The sequence below is a fragment of the Pseudomonas sp. GW822-FHT03F04 genome, assembly GCF_058801405.1.
The window spans coordinates 104,049-127,312 of the sequence record NZ_JBXANF010000005.1 but is presented as its reverse complement, the minus strand read 5'-3'; the positions used below and the strand labels follow the sequence as shown (position 1 = coordinate 127,312).

Here is a 23,264-nt window from a genome sequence, read left to right as displayed (position 1 = left end):
GAGTGCCGCATCATGCGTTGTCATCGTGGGTATATCAACCTGGGCCTGGCGGGCGTCGTGTCCGTCGCACTGACCGCGCAAGCGGCCGATGCGCCGAGCGTGCATGTCTACAACTGGTACGACTACATCGGCCCGAACACCCTGCATGATTTCAAGCGCGACAGCGGCATCGAACCGGTCTACGACACCTTCGACAGCGCCGAAGTGCTGGAAGGCAAACTGATGACCAGCCACAGCGGCTACGACGTGGTGGTGGCAAGCAATTTCAGCCTGCCGACCCTGATCAAGGCCGGCGCCCTCGCCCCGCTGCCCCGCAATCAACTGCCGGGCTGGAAGAATCTCGACAACGATCTGCTGAACAAACTGGCCAATAACGATCCCGGCAACCAGTACGCCGTGCCGTATCTGTGGGGCACCAATGGCATCGGCTACAACGTCGACAAAGTGCGCGCCGTGCTGGGCGACAAGGCGCCGGTAGATTCCTGGGATCTGGTGTTCAAGGAAGAAAACCTGGCCAAGCTCGGCGAGTGCGGCGTGGCGATGCTCGATTCGCCGTCGGAAATGCTCCCGGTCGCGTTGCACTATCTTGGATTGCCGCCGAACAGCACCAACGCCGAGGACTATCAGAAAGCCGAAGCGCTGCTGCTGAAACTGCGCCCGCACATCGCCTACTTCAACTCCTCGAAATTCATCAGCGATCTGTCCAACGGCAACATCTGCGTGGCGGTCGGCTGGTCCGGCGCGATGCTCGAAGCCAAGACCAACGCCGAGCAGGCCGGTAACGGCGTGAAGATCCAGTACAGCCTGCCGAAGGAAGGCGCGCCGGTGTGGTTCGACACGCTGGTGCTGCTCAAGGACGCGCCGCATCCGACCCAGGGCCTGGCGTTCATCGACTACCTGCTGCGGCCCGAGGTGATTGCGCCGGTCAGCGATCACCTCTCCTACCCCAACGGCAACCGCGCCGCCACCGCGCTGGTCGCCGAAGCCACCCGCGACAACCCGGCGGTGTACCCGTCCGCCACGGCGATGGCCACGCTGTTCACCCTCGAGCCCCTGCCCAAAGCCACCGAACGGGTGCGCACGCGGGTCTGGAGCAAGGTCAAGAACGGCCAATAATCAAAAATGAACAGAGAAGAAAACACCATGAAACCAAGAGCCCGCGATCTCCCTATCCGCATCGGCCAGCTGCAGCCCGGCCCGCTCAATGCCATCACCGACGTACCCGGCGTGCGGGTCGGCCACAGCAATGTGCGGGGGCAAAGCGCCGCCGGACGCGACATCTGCACTGGCGTCACCCTGATCGAGCCGCGCGCAGGTTCGACCAATGCACAACCGTGTTTTGCCGGCGTTCACGTACTCAACGGCAACGGTGATGCGACGGGGCTGGAATGGATTCGCGAAGCCGGCCTGCTGACCAGTCCGATCGCCTTCACCAACACCCACAGCCTAGGCGTGGTGCGCGATGCCTTGATCGAGCTGGATCGCGCGCAACAACCGGACGACGGTCGTCTCTACTGGAACATGCCGGTGGTGCTGGAAACTTTCGATGGTTTGCTCAACGACATCAACGGCTTTCATGTGAAACCCGAACACGTGGCCGAGGCCATGAGCAATGCAGTCGATGGCCCCGTGCAGGAAGGCGCGGTGGGCGGTGGCAGCGGCATGATCTGCCATGAATTCAAGGGCGGGATCGGCACCGCATCGCGCCGATTGAGCAAGGCTCAGGGTGGCTGGACGGTGGGCGCCATCGTCCAGGCCAACCATGGGATTCGCAGCGAGTTGCGGGTCGACGGCTACCCGGTCGGGCGCTACATGGAACAGGTGGATTCGCCGTTCCTGCGTGCCTCGCTACCGCATCCGGGCATGGGTTCGATCGTGGTGTGCCTGGCCACCGATGCGCCGCTGTTGCCGCATCAATGCACGCGACTGGCGCAACGGGCGAGCCTCGGCCTGGCGCGTACCGGCGGCGGTAACGAAGACCACAGCGGCGACATTTTCATCGCCTTCGCCACCGGCAACGGCCACATCCCGCCCGCCGCCTATGAAGGCAAAGGCGCGTCGACCTGTGACGGCTTGCGAATGGTCAACAACGACCACATCAGCGAGCTGTTTCTGGCGGCGACCGAAGCGGTTGAAGAAGCGATCATCAACGCCCTGCTTGCCAGCGACAGCACCGAAGGCAACGGGCATTCGGTGCCGGGGCTGGATGCCGCGACCCTGCTCGCCGCCCTGGATAAAGCAGGCTGGCCCGGCGCTCGCTGAAACGGTTCCCAAAGACCTTTAGCGGAACAACCCAAGTCCGAGTTCGCGCGCCGCCTGCAGTTGCACCGCAGGGTCGCGCAACTCGGACTCCAGCAACAACGCCGAGCCCGCCACCATCGCCCCGCAATAATCGAAAATACCGTGATCGATCTGCGCCTTCATCGCCGCGCCGTAGCCGTGGCGTTCGTAGGTACGTGCATCCGCCCCGCCGAGTGCGACCAGTTGCACATGCAGTCGTCCGAGCTTCTTCAGGGGCGAATCGCCGTCGAAATCAAACGCCCAGCCATTGCTGAACACCCGGTCGATCCAGCCCTTGAGCAGCGCCGGCATCGACCACCAGAACACTGGATACACCAGCACCAGCGCATCGGCGCGGTCGATGCGTGCCTGCTCGGCCAGGACGTCTGCTGGCGGTGCGGATTCACGGTGATGCACCGCCCAGTCGGCCACGCCAAAACGCGGATCGAATTCCTCGGCGTGCAGGTCAGCGATTTCGAAGGTGTTGGACGGATCGCTCTCCGACAGGCCTTTGGCAATCTGCTGCGCCAGCGCATGGGTCAGCGAACGAGGGTCGTCATGAGCCACAACAATCAATGCGTGCATGGGGAAATCTCCGGTTGGTGGATGCTGACCAAGGGCTATATACTCTTGGTAAGTTACGAATCGTAAGTTACGTTTGGTATATAAGCGATGTCAACCACTGAAATCCCCGAACCCGCACAACCCCGTCGACGCCTGTCCCGGGAAGACCGCCAGCGCCAGTTGCTCGACATGGCCTGGCAATTGATTCGCGAAGAAGGCACCGATGCCCTGACCCTGGGTTATCTGGCGGAAAAGGCTGGCGTGACCAAACCGGTGGTCTACGACCACTTCACCACCCGCGCCGGCTTGCTGGCTGCGCTGTATCAGGATTTCGACAGGCGCCAGACCGCGCTGATGGATATTGCGCTAGGCAATTGCGAGGCGACGTTGAGCGGCACCGCCTCGGTGATTGCCACGGCGTATGTCGATTGTGTGCTGACCCAGGGCAACGAGATTCCCGGGGTGATCGCCGCGCTGGCGAGCACACCGGAACTGGAGAAGATCAAGCGCGAGTACGAGGCGATTTTCCTGGAGAAGTGCCGCAGCGTGCTGTCGCCTTTCGCTGAGGGTGGCGACATTACCCAGGCGGGATTACGCGCCATGCTCGGCGGCGCCGAGGCGCTGTCTCAAGCAGCGGCGACCGGAGAAATCAGCGCCGCACAGGCCCGTGACGAGCTGTTTGCAACGATCGCCGCGATGGTCGAAAGGGCCGCCGCCAGCGCCGCAAAAGCAAGTGACTGACGGTACTTGAGACCGCCACCGTACCTTCCTAGGATGGAGATACGCAGTCGCTTGGTTCGCCAAACCGCTGCGTAGGTGCAGGTGCCCTGAACCCCAATCAAGCCCGCACTTTGTTTCACGCGCATCTTGAGCCTCACGGGCTCTACTCCTCCCTATCAAAGAGTCTTGAGGCTCTTTTTTTGTCTCTGAAAATCAGTCTTCAGGTTCGCGACGGATCGAACGCCACGTGGCCTGCGCCAGTAACTCGCGATAAGCCTTCGGACTGCCCTTCACCCGCCCGGACAACCATGCCCGGCAATAGCTGTCCGCCTGACCGACGATCAGCGATGGCAGCAGCTCGGCGGGACACTCATTGAGTTCGGCGGCGCGCCCGGGCTCGCTCAGCCAGGTGCGCAGGCTGAGATTGCGCGTCTTGTTGCGGGCGGCCAGTTCGTCCTTGTGGGGGCCCCGGGTCACGGCATAGCGCGCGTGATACTGGAACCGCGCCCATTCCGGCTGGTTCTCGACCCAATCCACATAGCTGAAGACCAGCGCCTGCACGCCCTCTTCGGTGGTCGTCGCGTCGGCCAGATACGCATCGCGCAGGCGCGCCTGATCCTCCAGGGCGGTGAAAAACAACGCGGCCACCAGCCCTTCCTTGTTGCCGAAATGGTGATAGATCGCCCCGACACTGGTGTCGCACTCGGCACGGATCATTTCGATGGTGGTGGCCTCGATCCCCTGTTCGTTGAACAGGCGCAAGGCCTTGCGAAAGATGTCGCGCTTGAGTTCGGCCCGGCGGCCGGGGTAGCTGCGCTCGAGTAGATCTGCGGTGTCCATGGGGTTGAAGGCCTTGTAAATCCGGTTGAAAGGCACGCCCGTGCCGGTAATCGAAACGCGCCTAGGTTGACAGATTTCCCACGGACAGAATACCGTTCCGTTACAGAACAATATTCTGTTACGGAACATCATTCTGTGAATCTCCTAATCGCGAGGCTTAACCATGAGTCAGTTTCTCAGCATGTTCACCAGCGCCGGCCCCCAAGCGTTCAGCCAGATGGCCTGTCAGGTCGCGCCGTATTTCAGCAGCATCAATCCGTTGGTCAGCGAACTGCGCGCAGGTTCGGCGACGGTACAGGTGCCGTTTCGCCGCGAGATCACCAACCACCTCGGCACCGTGCACGCCATTGCCATGTGCAACGCCGCCGAACTGGCGGCCGGGATGATGACCGACGTGTCGATTCCCGCCGGTGCACGCTGGATTCCCAAAGGCATGACCGTCGAGTACCTGGCCAAGGCCAAATCCGATGTAACCGCCGTGGCCAATGGCGAAGCGCTTGACTGGCAGACCGAAGGCGACAAGATCGTGCCGGTGGACATCCACGACGCCGAAGGCAAGAAGGTGTTCACGGCGCGAATCACCATGAACGTGAAGCTGTCCTGAAATCCCAGGCACAAAAAAGCCCTTGTTGCTGTCATCGCAACAAGGGCTTTTTGCCGTTCGCCAGACGCAGGATCAGTGAACGGTCAGACGCTGGCGGACAAATTCTTCGGTATGGCGCGTGACTTGATCCAGATGCCGGTCACGCTGTTTCTCGGCATCGACCATCGCCCGTTTGCCGTGCTTTTGCAGGAGGTAGGTGTGGATCTGCTGCACTTCGAGCGAGCGGTAGATCGGCGTGGTGTCGATAAAACCGCGCAAGCCGTTGCTGCGGTAATGCCGGGTGCTCATCAGCACCTGGGTCTCCAACTGGCCCAGCACTTCAAAGCCCAGCGCCTCGAAATACGGGACTTTACCCACGCTGCACGTCAACTCGGCATGGGGGTAACGCGTCAGCATATCGGCGATCAACGCCCGGGCCACGCCCTGACGACGGTACGGTTGCTGCACCGCCAGATACGCCACGTTGCACGCCTCCCAATCGCCCTGCACCGGCAAGTACAACAGGAAGCCGATCACCTGCTCCGGGTCTTCGTCGTCGGTGGCCACCAGCAGTTCCACCTCGGTGCCCTTCTCGCCGTTCAACGCCTCCAGATACAAATGCACCTCGTAGCCGACCGCGTACTGATAGACGTTGTACAGCAGGTTGCTCGGGCCCAGACCGATCGCGCTGATGTCGGTCAGGTAGTCGACCACCATTTGCAGGATCTGGCTGTTGACGCTCTCGGGGCACGGGGATTTGTAGTGGGTGATGCGGGGCATGGCGGGTGGACTCCGGCGGTAAAACACAAGCTGCCGGGCGGGTTGAGCGACCGGCGAACCGCGACATCATACCCTGTGCAAGCCTGACAAAAATTTCATCTGCCCGAGAACGGATCTTTCGCCGATCTGGCGTCCAATTCTTCAGCTGCGTTCATTTCCCGACGCAGGCCCTGAGGAGTTGTCATGAACGTTCTGCGTTCCCTGTTCAAATGGCGAAAAGCCCTGCTGCTGGTGCCGCTGACACTGGCCGCGCTGGCCAGTACCCCGGTGTTTGCCCAGCCCGAAATCATCATCCGTGAAGCCCCGCCACCCATGCGTATGGAACCGATGCCCGGTGCACGGCCCGGCTATGCCTGGGATCGCGGCCACTGGCGCTGGGAAGGCCGAGGCTACGCGTGGGTGCCCGGCCACTGGCAACCGGTGCGTCACGGCGCACGCTGGAAACCGGGCCACTGGCAAGCCCGCGGGCCGAACTGGTACTGGATTGAAGGTCATTGGGTGCGTTGATTGCTCGCCTGCCCGCCCACGTTACCCACCAGGAACATCGTCATGTCGAAAACCCTGAAAACCTTGCTCGCTGCCTCACTCGTGGCAATCACTCTGTCGGGCTGCGTCGTCGAACCGGTCCGCCCGCACCGGCCACCACCGATCGTCGAAGTGGTCCCGGTAATGCCTGCGCCGGGTTATCACTGGGTCGCCGGTCATTACCGCTGGGCCGGCAACCAATGGCGCTGGGTGCCGGGGCATTGGCGGGCGTATTGAGGCCGGTCACTGCGCCGGTGCAACGACCTTGAACTTGATCGCAATGTCGTTCGAAACCACGGTGTCGGCCCACTCCCCGGCACCGAGGCCGAATGCGTCGCGCTTGAGCACGAGTTCACCGTCGAAGATGCCGATGCTGCTATCGGGTTTCAACTGCACCGGCACCTGCACCTCGCGGGTGACACCTTTGAGCGTGAGTCGGCCGGCAACCAGGTAATGGTTTTCATCGACCCGACTGAAACGGGTCGATTCGAACACCGCCGTCGGAAACTTTTGCGTGTCGAACCACGCCGGTTTCACCAGCTCCGTGTTGGCGTCTTCGCTGCCGGCATCGATGCTGGTGAGGTCGATGTGCAACGTAGTGCGGGCGCGGCCCAGATGCTCGGTGTCGAAGTCCAGCGTCGCGTCGAACTTGCCGAACGTGCCGTACATCCGCGAGCCCATCTGGTTATAGGTGAAACTGATCTGGCTGGCGGTGGTATTGACCCGGGTGTACTCCACCGCCTGCGCCGCCGGCATGACGATCAGGCAACACGCGGCAACCAACAACAATCGAATCGACATGGGATGCTCCGGTGCCTCGGTGGGCCTCGACTGACTTAAGCAAACATCGGGCGGTTATGCCACTTCACCGTTCATGCGCGCCTTCAAGTAACCGATCAGCGCCGTCACCTTGGGCGATGGCAGATGTTCGCGAGCCGTGACCGCGTTGAGATCCTGCGGCGGGCCGATCCACTCCGGCAGAACCCGGATCAGGCGTCCGGCCTGCACATCGGCTTTCATGCTCAGGTCCATTCCCAGACTCAGCCCTTCGCCTGCCCGCAACGCATCGTGCAACAGCGCCGGATCGTTGGCGAGGATGGTGGGCTCGACTCGATAGTCTCTCAGGCGCGCCCCTTCCCGACGCAACGGCCAGACATAACCGACATCGCGCCGGGCCTGATGCAGCGTCAACGTTTGATGGTGAAGCAATTCTTCCGGAGTTTGCGGCGTACCGTGATGCGCGAGGTATGCCGGGGCCGCGTAAATACCTGTGGGGAAACTCGCCAGCCGGCGGGCGATCAGGCTCGAGTCCGGCAATGCTCCCAACCGCAGCGCCACGTCGATCTCCTCGCCCACCAGATCCATCGGTACGTGGGAGGCCAGAATCTCCAGGCGGATTTCCGGGTACGCCTGACGAAACCCCGCCAGCAACGGTGCAAACCAACTCACCCCGAATGAAAACGGTACCGTTACCCGCAACCAGCCACGCGGCCCGTCACGCAATTGATGCACGGCCCGTTCGGCGTGTTCGAGGGTGTCGGCGATGGTTTTGCACTGCTCGTAATACACCGCGCCCGCCTCGGTCAGGCTCAACTGGCGGGTGGTGCGGCGCAGCAGTTGCACACCAATGGCCTGCTCCAGCTCGCGCACCCGGCGGCTGACCGTGGTTTTCGGAATCTGCAAGGCGTGGGCGGCAGCGGTGAAACTGCCGAGGCGCACCACGCGGACAAACACCAGCGTGTCGTTCAAATCGCGGATCATTTCGGGCCTGCCTGAGGACAATGGATTGTGCCACTCATGGCACATTTCATGCCGCGATTATGGGCTAATCACCTGAGACCCTGCGACCTAATATCGACGCTCCCTCTCGGAGTGATACCCATGAATCTCAACGAATACGCCGAACACGATGGCATTGGCCTCGCGCAGTTGGTTGCGTCCGGCGAAGTCCACGCCAAAGAGCTGGCCACACTGGCCATCGAAGCGATACAGCAGGTCAACCCATCGATCAACGCGATCATCGAACACTGGACGCCGACGGCTGCCAGCGGCAGTGGCCCGCTGGCCGGGGTGCCGTTTCTGATCAAGGACCTGGCGATCACTGCGGCCGGACGGCGTAATGAACTGGGTAGCCGACTCGCGCAGGGTCTGGTCGCAGAAAGCGATTCCACGCTGATGCAACGCATCAACGCCGCCGGGCTCATCACCCTCGGCCGCACCACCACCCCGGAAATGGCGTTCAGCACCGAAACCGACTCCCTCCTGCAAGGCCCGACCCGCAATCCGTGGAACCCGCAACTTTCCGCTGGGGGCTCGAGCGGTGGCGCCGGCGCGGCTGTCGCCGCCGGCATCGTACCCATCGCCCATGCCACCGACGCGGCTGGATCGATCCGCGTTCCGGCAGCCTTCAATGGTCTGGTGGGCCTCAAGCCGACGCGCGGCCGCAGCTCCCACGGGCCATTGATGGATGAAGTGTTTGCCGGGCTCGGCGTGCAATTGGGCCTGTCGCGGACAGTGCGCGACAGCGCGGCACTGATGGATGTGGTGCAGGGCTGTGCGCCGGGAGATCCTTATTACACGGAGGCCCCGGCCGAAGGCTTTCTGTCTCAGGTCGGCCGCGATCCCGGGCGGTTACGCATCGGCTTGCTCGACACGCCGTGGAACGGGGCCAGCATCGATCCCGATACCGCCGATGCCACCGCTCGTGTTGCCCGTGAACTTCAATCCCTCGGCCATCAGGTTGAAACCGTCCGGGCACCGCTCGGTCTGTCGTGGGACGCCTTCGTCGAAGCCAATGCGCATATCTGGTGTGCCAGCCTGGTGCGCTGGATCGATCACCTCGCCACCGCAACCCGGCGCCCCGTCGATCGCAGTTCCCTGGAACCGGCCACCCTCGCCTGCTACGCCTTCGGCCAACAATCGCGCGGCACGGACTTCGCCGCCGCGCTGGAGGTGCGCAACACCATCGCCCGTCAAGTGGCTGGGTGGTTCGAGGACATTGATGTACTGCTGACCCCGACCCTGCCGCACCTGCCCCAGGCCATCGGCACCTACAACCAAGGCGCCGAAACCATGAACGGGTGGCAATGGACGGCGCGGGTCTTCGAGCATTCGCCCTTCACGCCGGTGTTCAATGTCGCGGGAACCCCGGCAATTTCACTGCCGCTGGGCATGTCCGGCAACGGCCTGCCGATAGGCCTGCAATTTGCCGCACGCTTCGGCGCCGATGACCTGTTGTTGCGCCTGGCCGGGCAACTCGAACAGGCCTTGCCGTGGCAGCATCGTCGGCCACTGATTCGGGTCGGCAATCCGCGTTGACACTCCGTCCGTCGCCCACAAAAAAGGGCTGTCCCTCACAGGACAACCCTTTGCGGATCGGGCCGTTCGATCACCCACGATCCGTCAAACCAGCCGCTCGATCTTCTGATGCTGCCAGACCAGTTTGTAGTACAGCGTCTGCAGCACCAGCATCCCGAGGTACGCCACCGGGAACGCCATCCACACGCCCTGCAAGCCAAACTGCCCGTCCAGCCAGTACGCCGCCGGCAACTGCACACCGACCACGCAAATGATCGCGATCGCGACGGGTACCAGCACCGTGCCGCTGGCACGCATGATCCCGCCGATGATGGCCTGGAAACCGAAGATCAACAGGCTCCACAGCATGATGTGCAGCAAGTGCTCGGCCATCGCCCGGGTCGAGTCCTCGGTCAGGAACAGCCCCAGCAGCCAGTGCGACAACAGGTAACCGAGCACGATCAAACCACCGGTCAGGCACACATTGATCCACAGTCCGGTGCGCAGGATCGGGCCCATCCGTTCCAGCCGCCCGGCACCAATCGCCTGGGCGCCGAGGATCGACGCGGTGATTGCAATCGACAGCGCTGGAAACTGCACATAGTTGACGATCTGCGTCACCGCGCCATACGCCGCCGTCGCCTGGGAGCCGTGCTGGTTGACCAGCGCCAGAATCACCAGCTCCGACAGCGACAACACAATCATCTGCACCCCGGTCGGCAGACCGATGCGCAACACCTTGCCGAGAATCTCGCCGTCCAGCCGCAACGCCCCGAAGAACTCCCGGTCCGGCGCCAGTGGATGGCCCTTGCGGATCAGGCTCCACGCCAGCCATGCCATCGCCGCCAGCGTACCGGCCAGCCCGGCGAACGCCGCGCTCTGAATCCCCAGTTGCGGCAAGCCCAGCCATCCGCGAATGAACGCCGGGGTCAGCGCCAGACCGACCACAGTCGACAGCAGCAGAGCCAGCATCGGCGACAGCGTGTCGCTCACCCCGCGCAACAACTGGGTGAACAGCACGTACACCAGCACAAACGGCAAGGTCCACATCATCACGCGGGCATAGGCCACCGCATCGTCCAGCACATCAGCCGGCGTCCCCAACCCCTGCAACACCTGACGCGCAAACACACTGCCCAGCACCGCCGCGACCAACCCGATCAACACCCCCAGCAACAACGTCGCCCCGGCAATCGCCTTCACCATATGCGACTCACGCGCGCCCCACGCCTGGCCGATCAACACCCCGGCCCCGGCGCCCAGACCGATCACCAGCGCGATGAAGAAAAAGATGATCGGAAACATCCCCGACACCGCCGCCAACGCCTGAGTGCCGAGCATCTGGCCGATGTAGATGCTGTTGACCGTGCCGGACATCGACTGCAGGAAGTTCGACAGCACCATGGGGGCGAGGAACAGCAGGTAGGTTTTCCAGAGGGGTTTTTGGGCGGGGGTTTGCATTGAGGGTCCGTCTCGGGTGGGAGCGATGGGGAGAGTCTAAGGTATGCAAAGCGCTTCAGGTCGTACCCGTTTGCATTAAAACTTCGTAATCTCCACCACTTGCCCAAAATGGAAGTGAACCGATCCCATGTCCCGCGTCTCGACCCTGCTGACCTCTACCCTTTTTGCCGTTCTGGCGACGACAGCCAACGCCGCCCCGACGCCAGCGCCCCAATCGCTGCAAAGCCTGCTGAGCACCCTGAACGAACGCCTGAACATCGGCGATCTCGTCGCCCTGACCAAGTGGGACAGCGGCAAGCCGATCCAGGACAGTCCCCGCGAAGCCCAGGTCATCGCCAACGCGCGAACGCTGGCAGCTGAACGCAAGCTTGATCCAGAAGACGTGGCGCAGTTGATCGCCGCGCAAATGGAAGCCAACAAACTGGTGCAATACGGTTTGCTGGCGAAGTGGCAGGCGACGGGCGCCGCGCCTGACACACCGCGCCCGGATCTGGGCAAACAGATTCGGCCGCGCCTGGATGAGCTGCAGTCCCGCCTGTTGCGGCAATACGCCGACTTCACGCCCTACCGTCACGACCCGAATTGCCCGGTATGGCTGGCCAAGGCGCGTAGCGGTTTGACTCATGACGCGCTGCACGAACTGGCCCTGACCCGCGCCACCGGGGAGCTATGCGTTCGCGCGACAGCCCCGTGAACCGGGGCTCAGGCATCCATCGCTGGCGTCGATAGTCACCATCACGTCAATGAAGTTCTCATAAAAAATCCCGGGCGTAAGATCGGCTCCATACCAAACAACACCCCGGAGCACACGATCATGAAACGCCAAATCCTTCTCGGCATCGCTTTCTCGGTTCTTGCAGTCAACGCTTTTGCAGCCAAACCCGCTCACACCATGATCGCCGAAGGCGGTTCGGATCGGTTGATCGAACACCGTGTAGCAGAAGGTGGTTCGGATCGTCTGCAAGAACGCCGCGTTGCCGAAGGTGGCTCGGATCGTCTGCTGGAACGTCGAGTTGCTGAAGGTGGTTCGGATCGTCTGCAAGAACGTCGAGTTGCCGAAGGTGGTTCGGATCGTCTGCAAGAACGCCGCGTTGCTGAAGGTGGCTCGGATCGTCTGCTGGAACGTCGAGTTGCCGAAGGTGGCTCGGATCGTCTGCAAGAACGTCGCGTTGCCGAAGGTGGCTCGGATCGTCTGCTGGAACGCCGTGTTGCCGAGGGTGGCTCGGATCGTCTGCTGGAACGCCGCGTCGCATGACTTGACGGCCCAATCGCAAGAAAAAGAAAAGCCCGGCCTGATCAGCCGGGCTTTTTCACATCCAACCGCCGCTTACTGAGCGGTTTTCAGCTTGACCACGTCACCGGAGATCTTGGTGGTGTAGCCGGTCAGGACCCACGCCCAGAACCAGTTTTCCTGGACTTGGGTGTTGATCATCGCGTCGCCGCCACGGGCTTTGATCGCAGCAGTCTGGGCGCGGACGAAGCGGCTGTTTTGCTGGATCGGGATAATGCCGAACAGCAGCAGGCCGGTGGCGGTCGCTTCGCTGTGGCCAATCACGGTGTATTGGCTGCTGTCGTATTGTTTGGTGTTCATCGCGGTGCCGGTGCAACCTGCCAGAACCACACCGAACAGTGCGGCGGCGACTACTTTGCTGAGGTATTTCACTTCAAGACTCCATGGGTATAAGCCCGGGATCCATCTCTCGGGCGGCGCACACTTTACTGGAGGCAGTGGCACATTGGTATCAACCTGACAATATTTCATGAAGCGTGTTTCATGTAACGCTGTCGGTTTAATCGCCGACAGCGTTACCTCTTCAACTTCAAGTGTTGGTCTTGAGTTTGGTCCACAACCGCGTCGTCAACCGGGCAATCGCCGCCGGCAACTCTTCCACGGTGAACAATTTGTCCATCACCTCTTTAGGCGGATAGATCGCCAGATCCTGTTTCACCGCCGGTGTCAGGAACTCATTGGCCGCCGCGTTGGGGTTGGCGTAGTGAATGCTGTTGCTGATGTTGGCGATCACCTTGGGTTCCAGCAGATAGTTCATGTAGGTGTAGCCGTTCTTCTCGTGGGGCGCGTTCTTGGGCATGACCACCATGTCGAACCACAACGTCGTGCCTTCGTCCGGGATCGAGTAGGCGATATCGATACCGTTTTTCGCTTCCCTGGCACTGGCGGCCGCCTGGACCACGTCGCCATTAAAGCCGATGACCGCACAGACGTTACCGTTGGCCAGATCGCTGATGTACTTCGACGCATGGAAGTACTGCACGTAAGGGCGAATCTTGAACAAGGCCGCTTCGGCTTTTTTGTAATCCGCCGGTTCATGGCTGTGTGGCGGCAAGCCCAGGTAGTTGAGGGTGATCGGTAGTACCTGAGTCGGGTTGTCGATGATTGCCACGCCGCACTGGCTCAACTTCTTGATGTTGTCCTCTTCGAAGAACATCTTCCACGAGCGGGTAACGTCCGTGTTGCCGAAGATCGCCTTGATCTTCTCGACGTTGTAACCGATGCCGGCGGTGCCCCACATGTACGGATAACCGTATTGATTGCCCGGGTCGTTGACTTCGAGTTTCTTCATCAACTGCGGATCGAGGTTCTTCCAGTTCGGCAGTTGCGACTTGTCGAGTTTCTGGATGGCGCCGGCCTTGATCAGCCGCGACAGAAAGTGGTTCGACGGACTGACCACGTCGTAACCGGTATTGCCGGTCATCAACTTCGATTCCAGCACTTCATTGCTGTCATGGATGTCGTAAATGGCCTTGATGCCGGTGTCTTTGGTGAAGTTGGCCAGGGTGTCGTCGGCGATGTAGCCGTTCCAGTTGGAAATGTTGACCGCTTCGTCGGCAAGAGCGCCCGCCGAAGCCGTTGCGAGCAAGACCGCCAGGGAAAGTGTATTGACGCGCATGTTCTGTCACCTGAATTGAGTGGCTTTTGTTCTTGTGGGATGTGCGGAATTTCAGATTTCTGTTCTGGCCCTGACCGCCTCCACGCGCATGCGAAGCATGGCACCGATATCGAAGAAAGGTCGCGGCGGCAGCCAGCCCGGTTCGGCCCGTTGCATCACCGATTGCAGCAAGGGCGAGTCGATGCCCGACGCCAGCTCCGCCAACAGCCGTCCCCACAGGGTTCCGCGCGCCACGCCCGAGCCGTTGCAACCGGCCACGGCGAAAACGCCCTCCTCAACCCGGTCGAAATACGCCTGGCCGCTGCGGGTCGCACTCAGGTGGCCCGTCCAGGTGTAGCGAATGTCTTGCTCGCCCAAGAACGGAAAACGCCGTTGCAGACCGCGCACATGATGTTGCCGCCGCAGGACCAGCTCGCTGTTGGACAGGTCCCGCGTGCGGTATTCGGCGGTGTTGCGAATCATCACCCGGCGATCCGGGGTCAACCGCACGGTGGCGCCCAGCGGCCGGGTCGACAGCACGCCCCACGGCTCGACCGAACCGATGGCCGCGAACTCCTGATCCGTGAGCGGACGCGTAAGACTGGCGCTCAACTCCATCGGGAACGTGGCGCTGTCGTTGATGCCGACGCGGGGAATGAAGGCGTTGAGGCACACCAGCACCTGCTTCGCCTCGATACTGCCCTCGGCACCTTGGGCGCGTAGACGCCCCTGGCCGACACGCTCAAGACCGGAAATGTCGGTGTTCTCGAACACCGTGACGTTGTCCGGGAGCGCATTGAGCAAGCCCTTCACGTACTTGGCCGGTTGCAGCAGCGCATTGCCATTGCCGCACCAGATCGCGGCCTGATAGTGGCGAGTGCCGAGCTTCTGGTTCAGCGCCTCGCCTTGCAGAAACTCGGCGCGGGCACCGAGGGCGCGCAGCGTGGCCAGTTTCGCGTCGACCTGATTGAGCTTGGCCGGGTCGTTCACGGCAAAGAAATACCCACTGTCGCGGAAGTCGCAGTCGATCGCGTGTCGGGCAATGCGTTGGCGGACTTCTTCGCTGGCGGCGCGGGAAATCGCCGTGTCGACTTCAAACCTGGCAAAACCTGCGGCGCCGATCAGTTCGCTGTCGGCCGGGTGTTCATGGGCGACGACAAAACCCGAGTTGCGCGCCGACGCGCCCTGCGCCGCCGATTGCCGATCCACCACCACAATCCGCGCCTGGGGATGCAGTTGCGCGAGGTTATGCGCAGCGCTGAGCCCGGTGATGCCTGCCCCGATCACCAGCCAGTCGGCTTTTTGCGCTCCGCTCAGGCGACCGCGTGCCGGGGAGTTTCCGGCTTGCGCGATCCAGCCACAGATATTGTCCATGCATCACCTCATTCGACTGTCGTTCGGCGACTTGCCTTCTTCTGATGGCCATGCGTGAATCGCATGCCCGTGTTGTGAAGACAGCCGCCAGAGCTAGAATCTATAAGGTCTTCAAACGCCTCACCAACGCTAAGAAATCATCGAGCCATTCTGAAAACGCATGGATAAAATTCGCCACATCCCCTCCCTGCAAGCTATGCAGGCACTGGTCGAAGTCGCTCGATGCGGCAGCTTCACTCAGGCTGCGCAGACGTTGTGCCTGACCCAAAGCGCCGTGAGCCGGCAGATCCAGCAACTGGAAAGTCACTTCAACGTGGCGCTGTTCGTGCGCACCAGCCGCAACCTGCACCTGACCCCGGAAGGCGAGCAGGTCCTGGCCAGCGCGCGAAGCATCTTCGAGCAACTGAAAACCCTCGAAGAACGCCTCACTCCGCAGAAACGTCCGTTCCGCATTCGCATGCACGTGTCGCTGGCGGTGCGCTGGTTGCTGCCCAAACTCAGCGACTTTTATCTGCGCCATCCCGAGGTCTCGCTGGCCATCGAAACCGTCGCCACCGAAGTCGTCGAACCGACCGGCGACAGCGATGCCTACATCCTTTACTTACCGACAGCATCAAGCGATCCGGATTGCCTGACGCTGTTTCAGGAAACGCTGGTGCCGGTGTGTGCCCCGAATCTGGCCGAAGCACCGCGCTCAGTGGACGCGTTGCTGCGCTTCCCGCTGCTGCATCGCTCGGTAGATCGCCAGGCGTGGATCGAATGGCTGGCCGCGAACGACGGCAAACCGCTGGAGGATTACCGGCACATCCCCTTCAACCTCGATGAACTGGCACTGGATGCGGCGGCGCGGGGATTGGGTGTGGCGGTGACGGACATGACGCTGGCGGCAGAATCCATCGAGCGTGGTGTGCTGGTGGTGCCGTTCGGGGAGCCGCTGAAAACCGGGGGGATTTACTCGTTGTGCTTGCAGCCGTCGGCGGCTTCGCATCCGGCGTGTGGGGTGGTGATGGGGTGGTTTGCGGGGCAGGCCGAGCGCGAGGTTTGAACGCAGACGTCACACGGGAGCTGCTTTGCGCAACTCCCGCAAAGGGTCTTCATGGCTGGGAAAAGGTCTGGAGATACGCCAACAGATTATCGATCTTCTCCTCATCACTCAGCCCCCAGAAGATCATCCGCGTTCCTGGCACCACACCCTTCGGGTCCTTCAGATACGCCGTCAGCGTTTCACGGTTCCAGGTCACGCCGGAGTTCTTCATGGCATCTGAATACACGTAGTTCGCCGACGTCCCGGCCGGGCGGCCGATGATGCCATTGAGTTCCGGGCCGAATCCAGGACGGGCGGACTCGCCGACCTGATGGCAACCGCCGCACAGACGCGGGAAGATTTTGGCGCCGGCCTCGGCGTCGCCTGCAGCCAGGGTGGATGTGCTGAGCAGGCCTGCGTTGAGGATCAGGGCGAAAGTCAGTAAGGCGCGTTTTTTCATTGCAGGTTCCGGACTGGCGTAAATCGGGCGGCGCAAGGGTAGCATTTTGTGGCGATCCGTAAGGGCTTCGGCTAGCGGTAGGCACCCACCACCTGGCGGACTTTTATCAGCGCCTGACGCAGTACATCCATGTCCACCGACCCCAGGGCAATCCGGATCGCGTGGGGGACGTGCGCCGAAACCACGAACGGTTCGGCGATCGATACCGCAATCTGCTGCTGCATCAACTCGACCACGACCTGATCGGCGCGCGCGTCCTCCGGCAATGGCAGCCAGAGGAAATACGAGGACGGATGGCCGATGTGCTCGATGTCTTTGAGTATTTCGCCCGCCAGCACCTGACGTGCCCGAGCGTCGTGACGTTTTTGCGCTTCGAGCACCGTGACGGTGCCGTCGTCGAGCCAGCTGCAGGCGATCGCGGTCATGACGCCGGGGGTGTTCCAGGTGGTGGCGCGGATGATGCGTTCAAGGGCCGGGACGGTTTGCAGCGGCGCGGCGATGAAGCCGACGCGCAGGCCGGTGGCGATGTTTTTCGAGAGCCCCGAGACGTAAATCGTCCGCTCCGCTGCCAGATCGGCCAACGGTGGCGGCGGGTTATCGACCAGAAAGGCGTAGGCCGCATCTTCGATGATCGTCAGATCATGCTGTCGGGCAATCGCCACCAGTTGTTCGCGCTGATCAAGGGACATGACCCAGCCGAGCGGATTGTGCAGGGTCGGCATGCTGTACACCGCACGCACCGAGCGGCTGCGGCAGAGTCGCTCCAGCGCCGGCAAGTCCGGCCCGTGATCGGTCACCGGAATCGCCACCACTTCCAGGTGCAACGCTTCGGCCAGCACCTTGAAGCCGGAATAGGTCAAGGCATCGGCGGCAATGACATCACCGGGTTTGAACAACGCCATCAGCGCGACGGCCAGCCCCTGTTGCGCGCCGTTGACGATCAGCACTTGCTCGGCATCGACCTTCAGGCCACGGGTTTGCAAATGCCGGGCGACCGAGGCGCGCTCGTGTACTCGACCCGCGTGGGGTTGATAGCGCAGCAGCGCTTCGAGGTCGCCGGACAGCGCCAATTGCCGCAGTGCCGTTCGCAGCAACTCGGCCTGACCGGGCAAGGACGGGTAGTTGAAATTGAGGTCGACCATGCCGACCGCCACGTCTTTCTGATCGATGCTATGCCCCGGCGGCAGCGACGTCTCCCGCACAAACGTACCTCGCCCCGCTTCGCCGCTGACCAGGCCCATCGCCTCAAGCTCCGCGTACACCCGCGACGCCGTGACCAGCGCCAGCCCTTCGCTGGCGGCCAGTTGCCGGTGGGTCGGCAGCCGCGTGCCGGGCAACAGGCGACCGCTGCGAATATCGGCGGCATAGGTATCAACGAGGGTCTTGTAACGGGAGCGCGGCATGTCGGGATGTATCCATGACAATTCTTTGATTGTGCTGATTCTCAGCCCTAGGATGAGCCACAAGCAACCCCACTCTTGAGCGTGACCCAACATGGAACGAACCACGAATCTGCCCGCACCGGCCCTGGAAAAAACCAGTGGTTGGATCAACGGTTTCATCGGCGTCGTGATTTTCAGCGGTTCACTGCCAGCCACGCGGCTGGCAGTGCTGGAATTCGACCCGGTGTTCCTCACCGTCATCCGCGCCACCATCGCCGGGGTGTTGGCGCTGTGCCTGTTATGGCTGTTTCGCGAACGACGTCCGGCGCGGAATCAGTGGTTTTCGTTGTTGATCGTGGCGTTGGGCGTGGTCGTGGGTTTCCCGTTATTGACTGCCCTCGCGCTGCAATACGTGACGTCGGCGCATTCCATTGTGTTTGTAGGATTGCTGCCACTGGCGACAGCGATTTTCGGCGTGTTGCGTGGAGGCGAACGGCCGCGTCCGGTGTTCTGGATCTTTTCGGTGCTGGGCAGTTCGCTGGTGGTCGGTTTTGCGGTTTCACAAGGCCTGACCGCCTCGCCCACCGGCGACCTGTTGATGCTGGCGGCGATCCTCGCCTGCGGCCTCGGTTATGCCGAAGGCGCAAAACTGTCGCGCACCCTCGGCGGCTGGCAGGTGATCTGCTGGGCGCTGGTGTTGTCGTTGCCGGTGATGGCCGTGCTTAGCCTGTGGCTGGCGCCCGTCTCGTTCAGTGGCATCAGCGTGTCGGCGTGGGTGTGCCTGGCTTACGTTTCGCTGTTCAGCATGCTGATCGGTTTTGTGTTCTGGTATCGCGGCCTGGCCCAGGGCGGGATTGCGGCGGTCGGGCAGTTGCAGTTGTTGCAGCCGTTCTTCGGTCTGGCGCTGGCGGCGACGTTGCTGCATGAACAGGTCAGCGTCGGCATGCTGGTGGTCACGTTGGGCGTGATCCTGTGCGTCGCCGGGGCGAAGAAATTCGCCAAATGACCTTCAACTCACTCCCGCTTTCCACTCCCGTGGACTGAGCCCGGTCTTGCGCCGAAACGCCCGGGCCAGCGCCGAAGGGCTTTCATAGCCGACCTCTTCGGCGATCAGGGCGATCGGTCGGCCTTCGCGCAGGCGTTTCTGCGCGAGGCTGATTCGCCAGCTCACCAGATAATCCACCGGCGTCTGCCCCACCACTCGCCGGAAGTGCTCGGCAAAACCGGCGCGGGACACATGCGCGGTCGCAGCCAGTTCGGCGACGCTCCAGGCCTTGGCCGGTTGGTCGTGCATCAGGCTCAACGCACGAGAAATCTTCGGATCCGCCAACCCCGCCATCATCCCCGGCTGCTGATTGCGACTGCTGATGAGATGCCGCAGCAACAGAATCACCAACAGCTCGAACAACCGATCCATCACCGCTTCACGCCCGCAATGGCCGTCGAATGCCTCTTTAAACAACCACTCCAGGGTGCTGGCCATTTCAGGAAGGTCGGCGAGTTTCAGCACCAGATAATCCGGCAGCGCCGCCGCCAGCGCATTGCCAGCGCCGCCATCAAACGTCAGCGAGGCGCACACCAGTTGCGTGTTCATGGCCTCGTCGGCGAACAGTCGGTGGGCAAAGGGTCGGGGGAAGAAAATCAGGGTCGGTTCATTGAGGGTGAGTTCCGGTTCATTCCCCGGTTTGAGCAGCACCTGCCCGGCCTGCAACAGATGCACATGGCCGCAGACCTGATCGCCACCGTAGGCACTGATGCCGCAGAAGGTGCCGCTGTGGAAGGTGCCGGCATTGACGCCGAAGTGGCTGAGCAACGTGGACAAGCGATCCATGGAAGAATCCCCGACGGAAGGTTTGGACGATCTGTCGCATATCCTCGACGATTTGCACCCAAAGCACCAGTCGCGCTCAATAGTATGGCCTCCATCCCCGGCGCACTTCGCACCGGACTTTCGGAGAATCACCATGAGCCGCATCGTTCCTGTCAGCCTCGAAACCGCCACCGACGCCACTCGCCCGACGCTTGAAGGCGTGCAGAAAAAAATCGGCTTCCTGCCCAACCTGTTCAAGACCTTGGCTGTTGCGCCCGCCGCACTGGATGCCTACGTGCAAATCTCCGCCACACTGGGCAAAACGTCCCTGAGCGCCAAGGAAAAAGAAGCGGTGTACCTCGCCACGTCGCAGGTCAACGGCTGCGATTATTGCCTGGCGGCGCACACCTTGTTTGCCAGCAAGGCCGGGCTGGCAGCGCAGGAGATTGTCGAGGCGCGTCACGGTCGGCTGAACGCCTTCGCCGCCCTCGCCCATCAACTGACGGAAACCCGTGGCCATCTGAGCGATGAACAGATCGCCGCCGCCCGCGCTGCCGGCATCGACGACAAGAAGATCATCGAAACGATCGCCATCGTCGCCGCGCAGACCCTGACCAACTACCTCAACAACGTGGCGCTGACCGACATCGATTTCCCGGCCATCGATGCCTGATCAGTGACCGGGGTCGATCTCAGTCGTGATCGACCCCGGCGCGTTTCAGCAGTTTCTTGCAGCGCTCGGACAGGTGAAACACCTGCAATTGCTTGCCGGCCTTGGCGTAACGTTCGCGCAGGGTTTTCAACGCAGCGATGGCCGAGTAGTCGACAAAGCTCAGGTGCCGGCAATCCAGCGTCACCCGCTGTGGGTCGCTGGCCGGGTCGAACTGATTGAGGAACGGCGTGGTCGAGGCAAAAAACAGCGTACCGTGCAGGCGATACAGTTTGCTGCCGTCGGCTTCCAGGTGTTCATCGGCATACAGTTCGCGCGCTTGCTGCCAGGCAAAGTTCAGCGCCGCGATGATGATCCCGCACAGCACTGCCGTGGCCAGATCGGTGAACACCGTGATGGTGGTTACCGCGATGATCACCAGCACATCGTTGAGCGGCACTTTGTTCAGCACCCGCAACGAAGCCCAGGCAAACGTCTGCTGCGACACCACGAACATCACCCCCACCAGCGCCGCCAGCGGAATCCGCTCGATCAGCGGCGACAGAAACAGAATGAACAGCAGGATCAGCACCCCCGCCACCACCCCGGACAACCGCCCGCGCCCGCCGGAACTGAGGTTGATCACGGTCTGGCCGATCATCGCGCAACCACCCATGCCGCCGAACGCACCGGACACCATGTTTGCCGCGCCCAGCGCCACGCACTCGCGATCCGGGTAGCCACGGGTTTCGGTGATTTCATCGGTGAGGTTGAGGGTCAGCAGGGTTTCCAGCAGGCCGACCATAGCCATCAAAATCGCGTAGGGCGCGATGATGCGCAGGGTGTCCAGCGTCCACGGAATGTCCGGCAGCGCGAACGTCGGCAGACCGCCGGCGATGTGCGCCATGTCGCCGAGGGTGCGGGTCGGCAGGCCAAGCAGATAGACCAGCGCCCCAACGCCGAGGATCGCCACCAATGCCGGCGGCACGGAGCGGGTCAGGCGCGGCAGGAGGTAGACGATGGTCATGGTCAGCAGCACCAGCCCGGTCATCAGGTACAACGGCGTGCCGCTGAGCCACTGCTCACCGCTTTTGAAATGCTCCAGTTGCGCCAGCGCAATGATGATCGCCAGACCGTTGACGAACCCGAGCATCACCGGGTGCGGCACCATGCGCACCAGTTTGCCCAGGCGCAACAGCCCGAACGCCATCATGATCAACCCGCCGAGCAACACCGTCGCCAGCAGGTACTGCACGCCGTGCTGCACCACCAGCGCGACGATCACCACCGCCATCGAACCGGCCGCCCCGGACACCATGCCCGGCCGGCCGCCGAACAACGCGGTCAGCGTGCAAATGATGAAGGCGCCGTACAGGCCCATCAGCGGATTGAGGTGAGCCACCAGCGCAAACGCAATGCATTCGGGCAACAGGGCAAACGAGGTGGTGAGTCCGGCCAGGACATCGGCGCGCAGACGAATCGGTTTCATGGCTTACCTGACAAAGCGGCCGACACGGACGGCCGCTGCATTCGCGGGAAAAAGAGGGTTGCGGATGTTACGCAAATGCCCGGGCACGGGCCAGTGATTGCTGACAGGGGCGGGTTGGCGCTCTATGCTTGCGGGCTTGGTTAATCTACGGGTTTGAACATGTCACCTTTATCCGCCCGCGAAGTTTGCCAGTGCCTGCGTGATGCCGCGCTGGGCGTGCGCCATTTCCGGGTGACGGGCCCGCGATCCGGTCAGGTTTCAGTCGACATTGAAGGCTGGAACCTGCAACTCGACTTCGACGGCCAACACCTGCACCACTGTTGCGACTGTCGTTGTCCGCAAGGTCGTCGATGGACACTCGACACCCGGCAACGCTTTGGCACCGATCCGGTCAGCCTGCTGAGTACCTGGGAACTGGCCCGGATCGAAGCGTTGTTGCGACAGGTTGATTGACTCACGGCAAAGAAGGTTGCCGGATGATGGCACTCTGCCCATAATTCGCCCCCCCTTCTTCAACGCGCAAGGAACTGCCGTGAAAAAAACCCTGCTGTTGGTCCCGCTGTTTGCTCTGCTCCTGCAAGGCTGTGGCATGACCATGACCCGCTACGAGCCAAGCTTCGACAACGTTCAAAAGCTCAAGCAAACTCCGCCGCTGCACGCGATCAGCAATCCGCAGGTTACCGCCGAGTCGGGTGAAGGCTCGTTGATGGTCCGCGCCAACCCGATCAAGTCGCCGACAGGCAGCATCCCGGCGCATATCCAGGACGCGATCACCGAAGAACTGCGCAAGGCCGGCCTGCTCGACCCGAACGCCACTCGCCACCTGCAAGTGCTGGTAGTGAAAAACCAGTTGAATGCCGGGATGGGCACCGGTGACGGCAAGATTGCCGCGCGCTTCACGATGCTCGACGGCAAGAACGTGGTGTACGACGCGACCAAAGAAGTCAGCCATCAGTGGAACAGCAGCTTCTTCGGCTTCATCGCGATCCCCAACGCGACCAACGCCTACAACCCGATGCTGCAGGATTTGCTGAAGGATCTGTACAGCGATCCTCAGTTCATCCAGGCCCTGAAGTAAGGGCAAAAAAAAAGAGCCGCGATTGCGGCTCTTTTTTTGGCTTCCTGTCGACGGGCGAGT

The 23,264-nt window shown here is 62.0% G+C and carries 27 protein-coding genes; 14 read left to right on the top strand and 13 right to left on the bottom strand.

Going from position 1 to position 23,264, the window contains the following annotated elements:
- The first annotated feature begins 12 nt into the window (after positions 1-12).
- Positions 13-1,116, top strand: a complete 1,104-nt coding sequence (locus tag AC1RMX_RS13025) for a polyamine ABC transporter substrate-binding protein (protein ID WP_493072161.1) — start codon at positions 13-15, stop codon at positions 1,114-1,116.
- Positions 1,117-1,143: 27 nt separating this feature from the next.
- A complete protein-coding gene (locus AC1RMX_RS13020) occupies positions 1,144-2,262 on the top strand; it encodes a DmpA family aminopeptidase (protein WP_096822603.1) in 1,119 nt (372 codons plus the stop codon).
- An 18-nt stretch (positions 2,263-2,280) separates the two neighbouring features.
- Here AC1RMX_RS13020 and AC1RMX_RS13015 read toward each other — a convergent pair whose 3' ends face one another.
- The gene (locus AC1RMX_RS13015; protein ID WP_493072159.1) at positions 2,281-2,865 is read right to left on the bottom strand and encodes an NAD(P)H-dependent oxidoreductase; all 585 of its coding nucleotides are present in this window, start codon (positions 2,863-2,865) and stop codon (positions 2,281-2,283) included.
- An 87-nt stretch (positions 2,866-2,952) separates the two neighbouring features.
- On the opposite strand from AC1RMX_RS13015, the gene AC1RMX_RS13010 reads away from it, so the two are divergent.
- Positions 2,953-3,585 (top strand): TetR/AcrR family transcriptional regulator, encoded by a 633-nt coding sequence (locus AC1RMX_RS13010; protein WP_493072157.1) that lies wholly within the window; start codon positions 2,953-2,955, stop codon positions 3,583-3,585.
- 192 nt (positions 3,586-3,777) lie between these two features.
- On the opposite strand, the gene AC1RMX_RS13005 is transcribed toward AC1RMX_RS13010, so the two are convergent.
- The gene (locus tag AC1RMX_RS13005) at positions 3,778-4,404 is read right to left on the bottom strand and encodes a TetR/AcrR family transcriptional regulator (protein ID WP_096822654.1); all 627 of its coding nucleotides are present in this window, start codon (positions 4,402-4,404) and stop codon (positions 3,778-3,780) included.
- A gap of 163 nt (positions 4,405-4,567) precedes the next feature.
- On the opposite strand from AC1RMX_RS13005, the gene AC1RMX_RS13000 reads away from it, so the two are divergent.
- Positions 4,568-5,008, top strand: coding sequence for a hotdog fold domain-containing protein (locus AC1RMX_RS13000; protein ID WP_493072155.1), 441 nt, complete (start codon positions 4,568-4,570; stop codon positions 5,006-5,008).
- Between the two features lie 72 nt (positions 5,009-5,080).
- Here the strand turns inward: AC1RMX_RS13000 and AC1RMX_RS12995 are convergent, their stop codons facing one another.
- On the bottom strand, positions 5,081-5,767 hold the full coding sequence (locus AC1RMX_RS12995) for a GNAT family N-acetyltransferase (RefSeq protein WP_096822607.1): 687 nt from the start codon (positions 5,765-5,767) through the stop codon (positions 5,081-5,083).
- 183 nt (positions 5,768-5,950) lie between these two features.
- Between AC1RMX_RS12995 and AC1RMX_RS12990 the strand changes: the two genes are divergently transcribed.
- Positions 5,951-6,274, top strand: coding sequence for a YXWGXW repeat-containing protein (locus AC1RMX_RS12990; RefSeq protein WP_493072153.1), 324 nt, complete (start codon positions 5,951-5,953; stop codon positions 6,272-6,274).
- 42 nt (positions 6,275-6,316) lie between these two features.
- Positions 6,317-6,529, top strand: coding sequence for a YXWGXW repeat-containing protein (locus AC1RMX_RS12985; RefSeq protein ID WP_096822609.1), 213 nt, complete (start codon positions 6,317-6,319; stop codon positions 6,527-6,529).
- A gap of 6 nt (positions 6,530-6,535) precedes the next feature.
- Here the strand turns inward: AC1RMX_RS12985 and AC1RMX_RS12980 are convergent, their stop codons facing one another.
- Both AC1RMX_RS12980 and AC1RMX_RS12975 read right to left on the bottom strand, forming a co-directional pair.
- The gene (locus AC1RMX_RS12980; protein WP_493072151.1) at positions 6,536-7,093 is read right to left on the bottom strand and encodes a YceI family protein; all 558 of its coding nucleotides are present in this window, start codon (positions 7,091-7,093) and stop codon (positions 6,536-6,538) included.
- A gap of 54 nt (positions 7,094-7,147) precedes the next feature.
- The gene (locus AC1RMX_RS12975; RefSeq protein ID WP_273540560.1) at positions 7,148-8,053 is read right to left on the bottom strand and encodes a LysR family transcriptional regulator; all 906 of its coding nucleotides are present in this window, start codon (positions 8,051-8,053) and stop codon (positions 7,148-7,150) included.
- A gap of 120 nt (positions 8,054-8,173) precedes the next feature.
- Between AC1RMX_RS12975 and AC1RMX_RS12970 the strand changes: the two genes are divergently transcribed.
- A complete protein-coding gene (locus tag AC1RMX_RS12970; protein WP_493072149.1) occupies positions 8,174-9,610 on the top strand; it encodes an amidase in 1,437 nt (478 codons plus the stop codon).
- Positions 9,611-9,694: 84 nt separating this feature from the next.
- On the opposite strand, the gene AC1RMX_RS12965 is transcribed toward AC1RMX_RS12970, so the two are convergent.
- Entirely contained in the window at positions 9,695-11,050 is a 1,356-nt protein-coding gene (locus AC1RMX_RS12965; RefSeq protein WP_493072148.1) for an MATE family efflux transporter, read from the bottom strand.
- A gap of 127 nt (positions 11,051-11,177) precedes the next feature.
- Here AC1RMX_RS12965 and AC1RMX_RS12960 point away from each other — a divergent pair, with 127 nt between their 5' ends.
- Both AC1RMX_RS12960 and AC1RMX_RS12955 read left to right on the top strand, forming a co-directional pair.
- Positions 11,178-11,744, top strand: coding sequence for a chorismate mutase (locus tag AC1RMX_RS12960; RefSeq protein ID WP_493072146.1), 567 nt, complete (start codon positions 11,178-11,180; stop codon positions 11,742-11,744).
- A gap of 120 nt (positions 11,745-11,864) precedes the next feature.
- Positions 11,865-12,305, top strand: a complete 441-nt coding sequence (locus AC1RMX_RS12955) for a phage infection protein (protein WP_493072144.1) — start codon at positions 11,865-11,867, stop codon at positions 12,303-12,305.
- Positions 12,306-12,377: 72 nt separating this feature from the next.
- Here AC1RMX_RS12955 and AC1RMX_RS12950 read toward each other — a convergent pair whose 3' ends face one another.
- The 3 genes from AC1RMX_RS12950 to AC1RMX_RS12940 all read right to left on the bottom strand — a co-directional run bounded on the left by AC1RMX_RS12950 (position 12,378) and on the right by AC1RMX_RS12940 (position 15,312).
- Positions 12,378-12,713 (bottom strand): hypothetical protein, encoded by a 336-nt coding sequence (locus AC1RMX_RS12950; RefSeq protein WP_493072142.1) that lies wholly within the window; start codon positions 12,711-12,713, stop codon positions 12,378-12,380.
- A 157-nt stretch (positions 12,714-12,870) separates the two neighbouring features.
- Positions 12,871-13,959, bottom strand: coding sequence for a polyamine ABC transporter substrate-binding protein (locus AC1RMX_RS12945; protein WP_096822617.1), 1,089 nt, complete (start codon positions 13,957-13,959; stop codon positions 12,871-12,873).
- A 51-nt stretch (positions 13,960-14,010) separates the two neighbouring features.
- A complete protein-coding gene (locus tag AC1RMX_RS12940) occupies positions 14,011-15,312 on the bottom strand; it encodes an NAD(P)/FAD-dependent oxidoreductase (protein WP_493072140.1) in 1,302 nt (433 codons plus the stop codon).
- 160 nt (positions 15,313-15,472) lie between these two features.
- Here AC1RMX_RS12940 and AC1RMX_RS12935 point away from each other — a divergent pair, with 160 nt between their 5' ends.
- Positions 15,473-16,357, top strand: a complete 885-nt coding sequence (locus tag AC1RMX_RS12935) for a LysR substrate-binding domain-containing protein (RefSeq protein ID WP_096822619.1) — start codon at positions 15,473-15,475, stop codon at positions 16,355-16,357.
- A gap of 49 nt (positions 16,358-16,406) precedes the next feature.
- Here the strand turns inward: AC1RMX_RS12935 and AC1RMX_RS12930 are convergent, their stop codons facing one another.
- On the bottom strand, positions 16,407-16,796 hold the full coding sequence (locus tag AC1RMX_RS12930; protein ID WP_096822620.1) for a c-type cytochrome: 390 nt from the start codon (positions 16,794-16,796) through the stop codon (positions 16,407-16,409).
- A gap of 71 nt (positions 16,797-16,867) precedes the next feature.
- Entirely contained in the window at positions 16,868-18,199 is a 1,332-nt protein-coding gene (locus AC1RMX_RS12925) for an aminotransferase-like domain-containing protein (RefSeq protein ID WP_096822621.1), read from the bottom strand.
- Between the two features lie 91 nt (positions 18,200-18,290).
- Between AC1RMX_RS12925 and AC1RMX_RS12920 the strand changes: the two genes are divergently transcribed.
- Positions 18,291-19,184: a DMT family transporter gene (locus AC1RMX_RS12920; RefSeq protein WP_493072137.1), complete on the top strand. Its 894-nt coding sequence runs from the start codon at positions 18,291-18,293 to the stop codon at positions 19,182-19,184.
- Positions 19,185-19,187: 3 nt separating this feature from the next.
- Here AC1RMX_RS12920 and AC1RMX_RS12915 read toward each other — a convergent pair whose 3' ends face one another.
- Positions 19,188-20,009 (bottom strand): cupin domain-containing protein, encoded by an 822-nt coding sequence (locus tag AC1RMX_RS12915; protein ID WP_493072135.1) that lies wholly within the window; start codon positions 20,007-20,009, stop codon positions 19,188-19,190.
- 133 nt (positions 20,010-20,142) lie between these two features.
- Between AC1RMX_RS12915 and AC1RMX_RS12910 the strand changes: the two genes are divergently transcribed.
- Entirely contained in the window at positions 20,143-20,661 is a 519-nt protein-coding gene (locus AC1RMX_RS12910) for a carboxymuconolactone decarboxylase family protein (protein ID WP_493072133.1), read from the top strand.
- Positions 20,662-20,680: 19 nt separating this feature from the next.
- Here the strand turns inward: AC1RMX_RS12910 and AC1RMX_RS12905 are convergent, their stop codons facing one another.
- Complete coding sequence (locus AC1RMX_RS12905; RefSeq protein ID WP_493072131.1) at positions 20,681-22,126, bottom strand: SulP family inorganic anion transporter; 1,446 nt, start codon at positions 22,124-22,126, stop codon at positions 20,681-20,683.
- A 159-nt stretch (positions 22,127-22,285) separates the two neighbouring features.
- Between AC1RMX_RS12905 and AC1RMX_RS12900 the strand changes: the two genes are divergently transcribed.
- Both AC1RMX_RS12900 and AC1RMX_RS12895 read left to right on the top strand, forming a co-directional pair.
- Positions 22,286-22,579 carry a DUF7693 family protein gene (locus tag AC1RMX_RS12900; protein WP_192558388.1) on the top strand — a complete coding sequence of 98 codons (294 nt, stop codon included), beginning with the start codon at positions 22,286-22,288 and terminating at the stop codon, positions 22,577-22,579.
- A 79-nt stretch (positions 22,580-22,658) separates the two neighbouring features.
- A complete protein-coding gene (locus tag AC1RMX_RS12895) occupies positions 22,659-23,204 on the top strand; it encodes a hypothetical protein (RefSeq protein ID WP_096822626.1) in 546 nt (181 codons plus the stop codon).
- The last annotated feature ends 60 nt before the right edge of the window (positions 23,205-23,264 follow it).